The sequence below is a fragment of the Brevibacillus sp. NSP2.1 genome (assembly GCF_000470975.2).
Taxonomy (GTDB): Bacteria; Bacillota; Bacilli; order Brevibacillales; family Brevibacillaceae; genus Brevibacillus; species Brevibacillus agri.
In genome coordinates this window covers 4618370-4630627 of sequence record NZ_CP048274.1, presented here as the reverse complement: position 1 = coordinate 4630627, position 12258 = coordinate 4618370, and the positions used below count along the sequence as shown (strand labels likewise).

At 49.6% G+C, this 12258-nt stretch carries 9 protein-coding genes, 12 tRNA genes and 1 pseudogene; 17 read left to right on the top strand and 5 right to left on the bottom strand.

Features of this window, described 5'->3' with window-relative positions; all coding sequences use genetic code 11:
- Position 1: 1 nt before the first annotated feature.
- Positions 2-814, top strand: coding sequence for a hydroxyethylthiazole kinase (thiM, locus tag M655_RS22490; RefSeq protein ID WP_005829082.1), 813 nt, complete (start codon positions 2-4; stop codon positions 812-814).
- Between the two features lie 404 nt (positions 815-1218).
- Here the strand turns inward: thiM and M655_RS22485 are convergent, their stop codons facing one another.
- From M655_RS22485 to M655_RS22475, 3 genes are all read right to left on the bottom strand, one after another.
- The gene (locus M655_RS22485) at positions 1219-2178 is read right to left on the bottom strand and encodes an IS30 family transposase (protein ID WP_129552162.1); all 960 of its coding nucleotides are present in this window, start codon (positions 2176-2178) and stop codon (positions 1219-1221) included.
- A 116-nt stretch (positions 2179-2294) separates the two neighbouring features.
- Positions 2295-2498 (bottom strand): hypothetical protein, encoded by a 204-nt coding sequence (locus tag M655_RS22480; RefSeq protein ID WP_005829080.1) that lies wholly within the window; start codon positions 2496-2498, stop codon positions 2295-2297.
- 139 nt (positions 2499-2637) lie between these two features.
- Complete coding sequence (locus M655_RS22475; RefSeq protein WP_007784666.1) at positions 2638-2922, bottom strand: phospholipase A2 family protein; 285 nt, start codon at positions 2920-2922, stop codon at positions 2638-2640.
- A 286-nt stretch (positions 2923-3208) separates the two neighbouring features.
- Between M655_RS22475 and M655_RS22470 the strand changes: the two genes are divergently transcribed.
- The 14 genes from M655_RS22470 to M655_RS22405 all read left to right on the top strand — a co-directional run bounded on the left by M655_RS22470 (position 3209) and on the right by M655_RS22405 (position 7847).
- Positions 3209-3301, top strand: a tRNA-Ser gene (locus M655_RS22470).
- Between the two features lie 4 nt (positions 3302-3305).
- Positions 3306-3379 (top strand) — tRNA-Glu (locus M655_RS22465).
- An 84-nt stretch (positions 3380-3463) separates the two neighbouring features.
- A tRNA-Val gene (locus M655_RS22460) sits at positions 3464-3539 on the top strand.
- Between the two features lie 78 nt (positions 3540-3617).
- Positions 3618-3694 (top strand) — tRNA-Met (locus M655_RS22455).
- Positions 3695-3740: 46 nt separating this feature from the next.
- Positions 3741-3817 (top strand) — tRNA-Asp (locus M655_RS22450).
- Positions 3818-3861: 44 nt separating this feature from the next.
- Positions 3862-3937 (top strand) — tRNA-Phe (locus tag M655_RS22445).
- A 5-nt stretch (positions 3938-3942) separates the two neighbouring features.
- Positions 3943-4016: transfer RNA gene (locus M655_RS22440), tRNA-Trp, on the top strand.
- A 29-nt stretch (positions 4017-4045) separates the two neighbouring features.
- Positions 4046-4121: transfer RNA gene (locus M655_RS22435), tRNA-His, on the top strand.
- Positions 4122-4147: 26 nt separating this feature from the next.
- A tRNA-Gln gene (locus tag M655_RS22430) sits at positions 4148-4222 on the top strand.
- A 7-nt stretch (positions 4223-4229) separates the two neighbouring features.
- Positions 4230-4305 (top strand) — tRNA-Gly (locus M655_RS22425).
- Positions 4306-4325: 20 nt separating this feature from the next.
- Positions 4326-4399: transfer RNA gene (locus tag M655_RS22420), tRNA-Cys, on the top strand.
- A gap of 8 nt (positions 4400-4407) precedes the next feature.
- Positions 4408-4489 (top strand) — tRNA-Leu (locus tag M655_RS22415).
- A 627-nt stretch (positions 4490-5116) separates the two neighbouring features.
- On the top strand, positions 5117-5944 hold the full coding sequence (locus M655_RS22410) for a helix-turn-helix transcriptional regulator (RefSeq protein WP_051353946.1): 828 nt from the start codon (positions 5117-5119) through the stop codon (positions 5942-5944).
- A 157-nt stretch (positions 5945-6101) separates the two neighbouring features.
- A complete protein-coding gene (locus tag M655_RS22405; RefSeq protein ID WP_007779997.1) occupies positions 6102-7847 on the top strand; it encodes an ABC transporter ATP-binding protein in 1746 nt (581 codons plus the stop codon).
- Between the two features lie 105 nt (positions 7848-7952).
- Here M655_RS22405 and M655_RS22400 read toward each other — a convergent pair whose 3' ends face one another.
- Together M655_RS22400 and M655_RS22395 are read right to left on the bottom strand one after the other, a co-directional pair.
- The gene (locus M655_RS22400; RefSeq protein ID WP_237716599.1) at positions 7953-8414 is read right to left on the bottom strand and encodes a hypothetical protein; all 462 of its coding nucleotides are present in this window, start codon (positions 8412-8414) and stop codon (positions 7953-7955) included.
- 74 nt (positions 8415-8488) lie between these two features.
- A complete protein-coding gene (locus tag M655_RS22395) occupies positions 8489-9562 on the bottom strand; it encodes a hypothetical protein (protein ID WP_152344124.1) in 1074 nt (357 codons plus the stop codon).
- A 723-nt stretch (positions 9563-10285) separates the two neighbouring features.
- On the opposite strand from M655_RS22395, the pseudogene M655_RS28410 reads away from it, so the two are divergent.
- Together M655_RS28410 and M655_RS22380 are read left to right on the top strand one after the other, a co-directional pair.
- Positions 10286-11141, top strand: a pseudogene (locus M655_RS28410) (helix-turn-helix domain-containing protein).
- Positions 11142-11211: 70 nt separating this feature from the next.
- Positions 11212-12216 (top strand): ABC transporter substrate-binding protein, encoded by a 1005-nt coding sequence (locus tag M655_RS22380; protein WP_026557984.1) that lies wholly within the window; start codon positions 11212-11214, stop codon positions 12214-12216.
- The last annotated feature ends 42 nt before the right edge of the window (positions 12217-12258 follow it).

The window sequence follows — 12258 nt, the reverse complement described above, 5'->3', positions numbered from 1 at the left end:
GATGAAGCTTGAGTCCATCGGCAAACTGCTGGAAACAGTACGAAAGCGCAATCCGCTGGTGCACAACATCACAAACGTCGTCGTGACCAACTTCACGGCCAACGGCTTGCTCGCCCTCGGCGCGTCACCTGTCATGGCTTACGCCGAGCAGGAAGTCGCTGATATGGCGAAAATCGCAGGGGCACTCGTCCTGAACATGGGAACGTTGAACGAACGCGAAGTAGAAGCGATGCTGATCGCCGGAAGCTCGGCCAACTGCCACCAGGTCCCGGTGCTGTTTGACCCGGTAGGCGCAGGCGCAACCCCGTACCGCACGGAAACCGCGCAAAAAATCGTGCGCGAGCTGGACGTGACCCTCATTCGCGGAAACGCGGCAGAGATTGCCAACGTCATCGGAGAGGCGTGGGAGATCAAAGGCGTGGACGCAGGCGAGGCGGGCGGAGACGTCGCAACGCTGGCAAAAGCGGCGGCGCAAAAGCTGAAAACGGTCGTGGCGATTACCGGAAAGGTCGACGTCATTGCCGACGGCAGCCGGGTGTACGCCATCCATAACGGCCATCCGATCTTGACCAAAGTGACAGGCACGGGCTGCTTGCTGACTTCAGTGATGGGCGCATTTGCCGCTGTGGAAAAAGACACGCTGTTAGCCGGAGCCGCCGCGCTCGTCACATACGGTGTCGCCGCCCAGCTCGCCGCGCAAAAGACGGCCGACGAAGGGCCGGGCAGCTTCCAGATTCAGTTTTTGAATGCCCTGTCCGTCGTGACCGCCGACGATGTGCACCGCCTGGGGGTTATCGAGCAGGTGGGGCTGTAGGCGAAAAGCGTGTAGGCGTGCAGGCATCTGTCCGTGCGATTTGCGGCAGCCTGTCGTTGTTGGGGGAGAGGGGATTCCTCCTGTTCCAGTTAAAATTTCTTCGTATTTTAAGAAGGAAGCGGATAAGGAGAGAGCTAAGAGAGTGGGTGCGTGACGAACAGGGGGATGCAGTGGGCTTCGTGCGGAGCGGCCGCGTGACGGACAGATGGATGTAAAGGGTTTTCGTGCGGAGCGGCCACATGCCGGACAGGCGGAAGTAGCGGCATTCGTGCGGAGCCGTCACGCGCGGGACAAGCGGAACTAGCAGGCTTTTGTACAGAGCGGCCCGCTACTCGCAAGCCGCCACTCCGTTGCTTCGCTTTGCCATGCGCGGTTTGCATGGCTTTTTTGTACCGGACGAATTGTCAAGACAAGTGCGACAGAGCTTCCATGAATGATTCGTAAGCGGTCTTCCAGCCCAGACATTTTCTTGGCCGATTGTTAATGAGCTCCAAGGCCTGAATCAGTTCCTCCTCGGAGACTTCGGCAAAATCCTTGCCTTTGGGAAAAAATTCTCGCAGAAGGCCATTTGCGTTCTCGTTCGTGCCCCTTTGCCAGGAAGAGTAGGGATCGGCAAAGTAAATGTTTACGCCATGTGCTGACTCCAGCCGTTCGTAACAGGCAAACTCTTTGCCACGGTCAACGGTAGCTGTTTGAAACGATCCTTTCGGTAACGACTCAGCAACGAAACCAAAGGCCTTTTCCATGGAAGCCGAGGTACGATCAGGCATCTTTACGGCAAGGTAAAAGCGTGTCTTGCGCTCAGCGAACGTCGCGACACACGCCTTACTTTTTCCACGGCTGGAAACAACCGTATCCCGTTCCCAATGACCAAAGCTCTCACGCTTTCGTACTTCCTTGGGTCGCTGCCGAATGGACTTTCCTACGTTGAAACGACCACGTGTTTCGATTGGTCTCCGGCGTTTCCCTTTGTGGCGCAGAACGGTGGTATCTCCTTTAACCAAAAAGCCCTGATACAGCCAGCGATACATCGTTTTAAACGACACTTTCTGTTCGGGGCATTCCTGACTCATCCGTCCGGCAATCTGCTCGGGAGACCAGGTCTGCGCCAGCTTACTGGCAATGTAATGCTCACGTTCAGGAGTCCGCTTGCCTCTGGGAACAGACCGTTCGCGACGTTTCTCGTAAACCTCATGCGCGGCTTCTGCCTGATATTCCCCTGCCTTACAACCCCGTTTTAACTCACGGGCAATGGTAGCATGATGCCGTTTGAGTTCTCTGGCAATGGCGCGGGCAGACCAACCCAACCGATGAAGGAGTGCTAGCTCACTACGCTCTGTTATGCTAAGATGTGTATAACTCATGATTGATTCTCCTGTGTAAATGGTGTTGTGGTGACTTCATTTTACACGAATCAATCATGGGCCGTTTTTTTATCTAGGTGTCGCACTTGATATTACAATCTGTCATATGGCTAGGATTAGGATAGGTAAGTTAGGGCGTAGCTGTAGTTTCGCAGCGTATAGGATAACAGCTTCTTCTGGTGCTCCGAGAGCGCGAGGAATACAAATTCTACTTGATCATTTTCAAACGGGCGGACATAAAAGCAGGAAATTCCATGACAAATAATTTCTTTCTTTAACGTCAGTGCTGCACTGGCATCGGTTCGTATATGCACTTCCACGGCCTTGTACCCTCCTTGGACATTCACTAGAGTACCAAAAAAAGCCAAAGGAAAAACACGGGAGTTATGGCAGATTCATGTCCAAGGTGTTACCATTTTTTGTATGAAGAATGACAATCGTGACAATTCGCAAAACAGCCTATTTCAAGTCGTCCGGAATGCATTTGGAGCGGGAAAAATAGGCGGAAATCATCGCGGCCACCCTGCCCTTTTCCGTGTTCATGTCGATTTTGTTTTGCAAGCAGCGCAAAAGCTCCTGGTCGCAGCTACAGGAAAAATAGCCGCGCTTTTGATAGCAGCGGTCGTGCTTTTTGCAGCAGCGGTCGATATCGTCAATCGGGGCGCCCGGCCCCGAACAGCCCGGGCCGCACCAGTTTCCGTACAAACAAGGAATCCGACCTGCCCGCCGTCTTCTTCTGCCCACCAGCCATCACTCCGCATCGTCAATGATTATTGGTAGCATATTGGAAAAGCGGGGAAGTTGCTTTAGGCAATTTCCACGAAAATTGACGCAAAAACTTGCGAGGCAGAGCGGAGAGAGGGTGGTGTCATGGCGGTCGCTGCCAGGACGAGAACGCCAGCGGGGAGCCGCTTCGTTTTCACAGATTTGCACGCAGAAAAACTTTTAAAATACTCCTTGAAATCGGCTGTTAGATATGATAGATTAGTTCTTGCCCGAGCGATATGCGAACAGGGCAAGCGGAAAATTTGGATGGATGTCCGAGCGGCCGAAGGAGCACGATTGGAAATCGTGTAGGCGGGGTTGACCCGTCTCGTGGGTTCAAATCCCACTCCATCCGCCATCTTGGCCCGTTGGTGAAGCGGTTTAACACAGCAGCCTTTCACGCTGTCATACAGGGGTTCGAATCCCCTACGGGTCACTTATACACCCAACTAGTTGTTGGGGTCCCCGCAAAGTACTCGGTGTTGCTACAACGCAATCTCTTCTCTTTGTGGGGTACTTTGGAGGCTTAGCTCAGCTGGGAGAGCATCTGCCTTACAAGCAGAGGGTCGGCGGTTCGATCCCGTCAGCCTCCACCACTTATCATAATCATATGGATGGTCAGCCAAAAGCGTCTTGCTTCTAAGATAGGTGCTGACATTGATCGTCCGAATCGTCGCGGGATGGAGCAGCTCGGTAGCTCGTCGGGCTCATAACCCGAAGGTCGCAGGTTCAAATCCTGCTCCCGCAACCAAATTTTCTTTCTTGCAAAGGGAGTACCTGTAGGTGCAACCAAACATGGAGCTGTGGTGAAGTTGGAGTTCACGCCGGTCTGTCACACCGGAGGTCGCGGGTTCGAGTCCCGTCAGCTCCGCCATTTTTCACAAACAACAAATGGCACGCTAAGCAAAAGATACATACGGCTCGGTAGCTCAGTCGGTAGAGCAGAGGACTGAAAATCCTCGTGTCGGCGGTTCGATTCCGTCCCGAGCCACCATGTGTAGGGGCATAGTTTAACGGTAGAACGAAGGTCTCCAAAACCTTTGGTGTGGGTTCGATTCCTACTGCCCCTGCCATTTTCCAAAAGGCATAGTTAGTTAATATGGCGGTCGTGGCGAAGGGGTTAACGCACCGGATTGTGGCTCCGGCACTCGTGGGTTCAAGTCCCATCGATCGCCCCATAATTTCAAAGTTGGGGATTACTTATTGGGGTATAGCCAAGCGGTAAGGCAACGGACTTTGACTCCGTCATTCCTAGGTTCGAATCCTAGTACCCCAGCCATTTATACGCGGACGTAGCTCAATTGGTAGAGCGTCGCCTTGCCAAGGCGAAGGTCGCGGGTTCGAGACCCGTCGTCCGCTCCATTCAAACCTTTTTTATACATGGAGGCATAGCCAAGGGGTAAGGCACGGGTCTGCAAAACCCTTATCCCCGGTTCAAATCCGGGTGCCTCCTCCAATTTAATTGCCGGTGTGGCGGAATGGCAGACGCGCGCGACTCAAAATCGTGAGGGAAACCGTGGGGGTTCAAGTCCCTTCACCGGCACCATTTCTGAAATCAAGCTCTAAGGATGTTCATCCTTAGGGTTATTTTATTTGTTACGATCAACATGAAAAGCAGTATGTATCGCTCCATCTCCTGAAACCGATCAGCAAGCAAGCGAACCGGATGCAACAGGTGACTGATTCGTTACACGCAAGAAATGAAGAAATCAGTCCTGCAAGCAGCCAGAAGAGCAAGCTGTAGAGTTCGACAGTTTGGCCAAGTTGATTTGTTGAAAATGAGAATCATTATCTATTATGATAAACGAGAACCGAAATTTTCACAAGAGGTAAATTGCAGATTTTGTGAGTAAAAATGTGTTCCAATGCCAGGTGCTACGCCGAGCGGAGTAACAGCGCGAGCCGCTGGCAACAACACCTGAACAGAAGAACCAGCGAGAGAAGAACCAAGCGAGGCTGGCGCTTGCCTGCCGATAGGAGAAGCGTGTGCGTGACCAAAGCTAGCCAAGCGTGAAGCATATCCATGCATGAAGCATATCCATGCATGAAGCATATCCATGCATGAAGCATATCCATGTGCTGGGGGGTTGCAGAGCTTTTCCTGGATGCGGTAGCGACCATGCCGCGCTTACATCCAACGGTTCTTTTGAGTAAAAAGCAAGGCGGGGTGCAAATGGAGAGAGCAAAGGTTGGTCTGTTGATCGACTATTACGCCAGGGGAGCCATTACACTCACCAGTGTATCCCTCGAAGAACGACAGCCGGGAATGAAATATTTTGGGGGACGAACCGGGCTGCATTCGGCATTTATTTTCCCTCTATCCGGGAGAGCCAAAATGTGGTTTGACGGCACGGGATACGATATGGAGCCGGGGATGGTCGTACACGCTGGCCCTGACATGGCGTTTGATCGCAAGGTGATCGGCGAGGAAAAGTGGGTCTACATTCTCGTGCTCTATCAGGTGAAGCACTGGGAGCTGGCTGATGCATGCGATTACGCCGGGCAGCATTACGGCTTGCACCTTGTCGAGCAGAGCGCCCGGCTGCAGGAGAAGCTGAGGCAGCTTGAGCGGTACTGGAACAGCCCCGGCGACTTGTACAAGCTGCGCGTAAAAGAGCTGTGGTACGGCATCTTGAACGAGCTGTTTTCGCTCGTGCTGTATCGCGCGCAAGACGAGGGGCGGCTATTGCTGGAGCGGCTGCTCGATTATATTCATAATCATTACATGGAAAACTTGAGCATGAATCGGCTTGCGGAAATGCACCAGATCAATGTCAACCGGCTCGCTTACCTGTTTCAGAAGCATTTGAAAATTAGTCCGGGTGAATATTTGAACAGATACAGACTTAACCAGGCGAAAAACTTGTTGAATATCGTGCACAGCCAATTGAGCATCAAGGAGGTGGCGCAAAGGACAGGCTTTTCCGATCCGTTGTATTTCAGCAAGCGCTTCAAAAAATACACCGGCCTGTCCCCGAGCGAGTTTCAACGGGATTCATGAATAATCCATATCGATTCATGAATGTGCCATTCTCTTTCACAAGGCACATTGCTATACTTATTGATGAAATTGATAATCATTATTGCAGTTGCGTTGACAAAAGCTTGCCGGGTCAGTACTGACAGGAGCGAACCCAACGCCAAAAGGGGGCCATTGATTGATTCGACGCTTTTTCTCCTACTACCGCCCGTATAAATGGTTGTTTGTGCTTGATTTTGGCTGCGCAATCATTGCCGGTTTGCTGGAGCTGGCGTTTCCGGTAGCGGTAAATGCTTTTATCGACGATTTGCTGCCGGGCGGGAAGTGGGGCATGATTTTGTGGGCTTCGCTTGGACTGCTCGCTTTGTATGCCTTGAACACATTGCTTATGTACATCGTCAACTACTGGGGGCATATGCTGGGCATCAACATCGAGACGGATATGCGGCGCAAGCTGTTTTCGCATATTCAGAAGCTGTCGTTCCGATTTTTTGACAATACGAAGACCGGGCATTTGATTGGTCGCTTGACAAACGACATGAACATGATTGGCGAAATGGCGCATCACGGACCGGAGGATTTGTTTATCGCGATCATGACGCTTGTAGGCTCGTTTGCGCTCATGCTGTCCATCAACTGGCAGCTTGCGGTTATCACCTTCATCGTTGTGCCGGCCATCATCTGGGTCGTCGTGTACTTCAACAAAAAAATGACCCAGGCGATCCACCAACTGTTTCGCGATGTGGGCGACTTCAACGCTCGCATTGAAGACAGCGTGGGTGGCATCCGTGTCGTCAAGGCGTTTGCCAACGAGAAGCACGAGGAAGCACAATTTGCTGTCAACAACGGGCGCTTTCGCCTGACCAAGCTCAGCTCCTACAAGCTGATTGCCAAAAACGGTTCGATCAGCTACATGATGATGCGGTTTGTCACTTTGTTTGTCATGGTGTGCGGAACCTGGTTTGTCATTCGCGAGCAGCTTACGTACGGAGAGTTTGTCGGCTTTTTGCTGCTGACGAACGTGTTTTTCCGTCCGATTGAGAAGATCAACGCCATTGTGGAAAGTTATCCGCAAGGCTTCGCAGGCTTCAAGCGCTATACCGAATTGCTGGACACAGAGCCGGATGTGGCGGATGCTCCGGACGCGGTGGAAATGAAGCCGTTTCAGCGAGAGATTCGCTTCGACCAGGTCTCCTTCAGCTATGACGGAGAGAAAAAAGTGCTCGATCAGGTCGATCTGGTCATCCGCAAAGGAGAAACGATCGCGTTCGTCGGTCCGTCCGGTGCGGGCAAAACGACGCTCTGCAGCTTGCTGCCGCGGTTTTACGAGGTCGAGAGCGGTTCGATCAGCATTGACGGGGTGGACATCCGCCAGGTGACACAAGATTCGTTGCGCCGACAGATCGGGATTGTGCAGCAGGATGTGTTCCTGTTCGCGGGCACGATTCGCGAAAATATTTTGTATGGAAAACTGGAGGCGAGCGAGGAGGAAATCTGGGAAGCGGCACGGCGAGCGCGACTCGATGACTTTATTCGCGCGCAGGAGCTAGGCATGGAGACGGTGATCGGGGAGCGCGGCGTGAAGCTGTCCGGCGGTCAAAAGCAGCGGCTGGTGATTGCCCGCATGTTCCTGAAAAATCCGCCGATCCTGATTCTCGATGAAGCGACCTCGGCGCTGGATACGGAGACAGAGCTGGCGATTCAGCAATCGTTGGCAGAGCTGTCCAAAGGCCGGACGACGCTGGTGATCGCGCACAGGCTGGCGACGATCAAGGATGCAGACCGAATCGTCGTGGTGACGGGGGAGGGCATCGTCGAGCAGGGGCATCATCGCGAGCTGGTCGACGCAGGCGGTGTGTACAGCCGCTTGTATCAGGCGCAGTTTGGGGTATGGAATGGCTTGGAGGCTGTCAGCAAGCCGTAAAAAAATGAATACAGACGCAAAAATGGAAGCGGCCAGCAAAGCTCCTTCTACGTGTCCTTTTGCAACCGAACAGACCCTGCTGATTCAGTAAGGGTCTTTTGGAGGTTATGACGCAGTATGCTGCTTTAATGATCGCCTGACAAACAAGCCAATATAAAAAGATAAGCACGATAAAAGGGTGCCATATAGGATGTAATTGATGCCAAAAATATAATAAGGAAGCTCTTCGCTTAGAAGTACAAACGGGTCTGCTGGAGAGAATACATACGCGAAACAGACAGGTAAAAATTTTTCCAAAAGGAAGGAAGTAACTACGGTGGCAATAGCAACAGTATGAATATTTCGATTGTGAAAAAAATGTGCTCTCCAACCAAGAAGCAAAAAAGGAACGCAATTGACAAGGGTGCCTAGAAATAGTCCAGATCCGTTTTTATCCCGATCAGTCGGCAAATCCGTGACGATTGTAAAGCTGTATACGCCGATAAGAAAGACAATCGCGTATAAAGAAACGTATATCATCCCTATTTCCACTAGCGTTCGTAACCATCCAGATTTTGTTTTCGTCATGAAAGTTTCTCCTCTCGCAAAGGAAAAGTAAAGGTCTACAGTATGATTTTGCAGACCTTTATTTTTAAATGTAATCATTTGTTGAGAGTTTCCTTCTTCCAGTACAAACCAAATGCTGGTTGATCTTCAGTTTGCACTTCTACAGCAAAAACTTTATCATTTTTCATTATCTTTTTTAAGTCTTTTCCTTTAGCAGTACCTTCAATTTCAATAATACCCTTGAAGCTATAAGAAGCTTCTTTTTGAATGCTCTCTAAAACCTCTGGTTGAATTGTTTTTGTGCCGATAGTTACAATATTTTTTTCACTATCAATACCTCTGGCATACAATTCTGAAACCTCTAAATTATAATCGGAAACCAAATCGTAAAAACTGTCTATGCTCATAGGGTTCTTTAATGTAATCACAAATTGGTAATCATCGTTACTTTTGAACCTTTCCACTCTTTTGTTTACATTGTTTTTGTAGTTCTCTAAATCACCTTTCGTTTTGATTTTATCATATTCTCTATCCGCTAAAATTTCAGTATTCAAGACGAGAGCTTCTCTATTTGACACAGATGAAGGAGTTGATAACTGGCTATATTTAAATACTCCGAGAAGTTCGGCTGTACCAGCAACAGTGTTGTAGTCCCCTCCTGGATAAATTGGTGCTACACTAATTGATGCATAAGAAGAAACCTTGGGATCATTTGTCGTATTTACCACACCAAAGCTACTAGTTACATAGTAATTCGTGTTAGCACTAATACTCCATTGGTCTCTAGATACTGCTTCTAATTCATCATCTTTTCCATCACCATTGTCATCTTCGTAATCATATTTAGGGTCGGGCAAATTTGTAGAAATGAAAGAGCCATCAAACCCATTTTTTGATTCGTCACGAAAATCATAAGTTGGGTAATAGCTTATATAACGCATCATCTCACTTTTCTGATTTGCACTATATTTGAAATCTATCCGTGCTGTAATTTTTGGATAAGATGAATCTTTAGTAACATTAAACGTTCCTGAGTAAGGCTTCCACCATATTGTTTTTTCATATGATCCATTATTTGACCATGTTGATGATGCGGCAAATACGGAAGTAGCTGAAAGACATATACTAAGTAATGCAGCTCCACTTAATAATCTTTTCTTAGATTTCATGAAAACATCTCCTATCTTCATTGGTTTGATTCAACAGATTGGTTTGGAATTCTTTTGATTATTAGTTTATAGCAAAGTAATTGAAAAAAATGTCGAATTATATAATTAATTGAAAAAATGAACATTAAGTACTATTTTGTTCAAAGGGATTTAAAGCAATTAAAGGATAATAGTCCTGTGATATGCACATTGTAGGTGCCTTTGTATATTTGTTGTTCTAGGAACGAATGTGGACTCCAGGGGCGCTTCTATAAAACATCTCCTTTCCGGACCGACTCTTTCGGCCAACATATCTCGACTTTCGGAACCCTTTGGTATTTTACATAAGCGTGGTTAATTGGTGTATGAGGGGGAAACTAGGGCTGAAAGGGTGCTCGTATTGTTGAAAAAATTTTACCCTGCTTCAGGAATCTCTGTATTTCGTGATTGCCTGAAAATAGAGTTTCAAAAAATAGAGCCAATCTAGAATCTTTATGTTTAATGACTTTACTATTTGGAATTGAATGGGGAGTAATCGCGATAGCTACTCTGTTTTGCCCGTGCTATAGCCGACAACCAGACATCAGCAATGCGAGGAAAAGAAGGAAAGAGAAAAACAATAAGATTGATTCTCAATATCAATATAAGTATGATTAAGTTATGTGACTGCAACGGGACTCGTCCCAGCGGACGCGGGCGATGAGCGCATGGAGCAACGGCACTTGATGGCAGGAGGTGTGTGAAATGAAGATGGACATCAACAAACTTGCCGAACATTTTGCGCGTACCTCTTTTCGAGTGGAGCAAGTCTGTCGCTATGTGCGCGATCCGGGCATGAGTTGCGATGACTATACGGAAGCATTCCCAGGCTTTGTTTTTCCCTTGAGAGGAAAGGCCGAGTTTGATTTCAGCGGAACGTCCTATGCGCTGTCGCCGGGACATGTCGTGCATGGCGGTGCCCGTATGCCATTGAATCGGCGGGTTACGGGCAACAGTAAGTGGGAGTATTTGCTTGTTTTATACCGGGTTTGCGCGCCCGAGCCGTCCGGATTTTCCTTGAGTAGAGCGCATTTTCAGCTCACTCCGGGACAAAGCCCGCGCCTGATGGAGCTGCTTGAGCTTCTCTGGCGCTCCTCGAGGGAGCCGGGTGGGATTTCTGCCTTTCAGACGGAGACGTTGTTTCGCTGCGTCCTGGAGGAACTGTTCGTTTGTGCACGCAACCAGAGCAGCGATGGGGAGCAGGCACTGTTCGAGCAAGTATCCAGCTACATACATGAGCATTACATGGATGGGCTTAGTGTACGCGCGTTGGCGGAGCAAAACGACATCAACGAAAATCGCTTGTTCTACGTTTTCAAAAAATACGGGCATGGGCCCGGGCCCGGGCAAGTATTTGATGGCCTATCGGCTGAATCGGGCGAAGGAATGCCTGTTGGCGAACGACGCGCCGATCGGCGAGGTGGCGAAAAGCGTCGGCTATGCAGACGCCTTGTATTTCAGCCGCATTTTTAAAAAGCAGGTAGGGTTGTCTCCGGCCGAATTTCGCGGACGATTCAGGAAAAATCCATATGGAATTCAGGATGGCTCCATTCCTCTCTAAAATGCGTTTTGCTAAACTGACCGTAGCTTAGTTGGTCAAGCAAAACTCAAGTCACATCGGAGGAGTCAGAATGAAAACACTCATGAGACTATTCGTCACCCTTGCGCTTTTGGCGGGGATTTTAGCGGGTTGTGCCGGAACGCCGGAGACTAACCATAGTTCCGCAGCAAACAGTGCAGCACCAGCCAAAGAGGAAAGCGCCGCTCCCGAAAAAGCCGATCAGGAAACGGGAAAATGGCCGAGAACGTATGTAGATGCTCTTGGACGCGAGATTGTACTGGAAAAGAAACCGGAGAAAGTAGCGCTCTTATTTTTCCGCAATTTTGAGCATTTGTTTTTGTTGGACGAAGCCCCGGTAGCGGCGACAGACCTGGATGTTTTGCAGGAGTGGGAATCGCTCGCTCCGTACAAGGACAAACAGATCGTCGACATCGGCTCCATGACGAGCCCGAACCTGGAAAAGCTGCTGGAAGTCGGCCCTGACCTCATCATCATGGTTTCGGGGCGGTATGGAAGCTACGGCGACAAGCTGGAGAAAATCGCTCCGGTCGTAATGGTGGACAGCAATGAAAACAACTGGCAAGGCGCGCTGCGCGAGTACGGAAAAATTTTCGGCAAAGAGCAAAAGGCCGAGGATGAAATCAAGCGGATCGAAACGCTGATTGCCGATTCCAAAGAACAGTTGAAAGCGTTCAGCGACAAAACGTTTGGCGTGATTATGCTGGGTGACAAGCAGTTCTGGGGCTTTACCACGCAGTTTATTTTCAGCAAGGAAAGCGTCCTTGGGTTGAACCCGCCGAGCATATACGTAGATATGTCGACCAAAGGGGAGCAGATTTCCCTGGAAGGACTGGCGGCGATGAACCCGGACTACATATTTGTCGCTGATATCGGCGGCTCGTCCAAAAAGCTGCAAGGCTACCTGAAAAACCTGGAGAGCGATTCTGCCTGGAACTCGCTTCAAGCGATCAAGAACGGGCATATGTACGCACTGGACAGCTCGATTGCCGCGGGCGGACCGTTGGGAATTGAGCTTGGGGTGAAAACGATCGTGAAAAATATTTTGGCTAAATAAAATGCGTCGCTGATCGAGCAGCCGCCTCTGTGCAAGCATTGT

Bases quoted from the DNA above. Each gene is read 5' to 3' on its own strand.
- thiM (WP_005829082.1), top strand. From the start codon at position 2: ATGAAGCTTGAGTCCATCGGCAAACTGCTGGAAACAGTACGAAAGCGC.
- M655_RS22485 (WP_129552162.1), bottom strand. From the start codon at position 2,178: ATGAGTTATACACATCTTAGCATAACAGAGCGTAGTGAGCTAGCACTC.
- M655_RS22410 (WP_051353946.1), top strand. From the start codon at position 5,117: ATGGAGAGAGCAAAGGTTGGTCTGTTGATCGACTATTACGCCAGGGGA.
- M655_RS22400 (WP_237716599.1), bottom strand. From the start codon at position 8,414: ATGACGAAAACAAAATCTGGATGGTTACGAACGCTAGTGGAAATAGGG.
- M655_RS22395 (WP_152344124.1), bottom strand. From the start codon at position 9,562: ATGAAATCTAAGAAAAGATTATTAAGTGGAGCTGCATTACTTAGTATA.
- M655_RS22380 (WP_026557984.1), top strand. From the start codon at position 11,212: ATGAAAACACTCATGAGACTATTCGTCACCCTTGCGCTTTTGGCGGGG.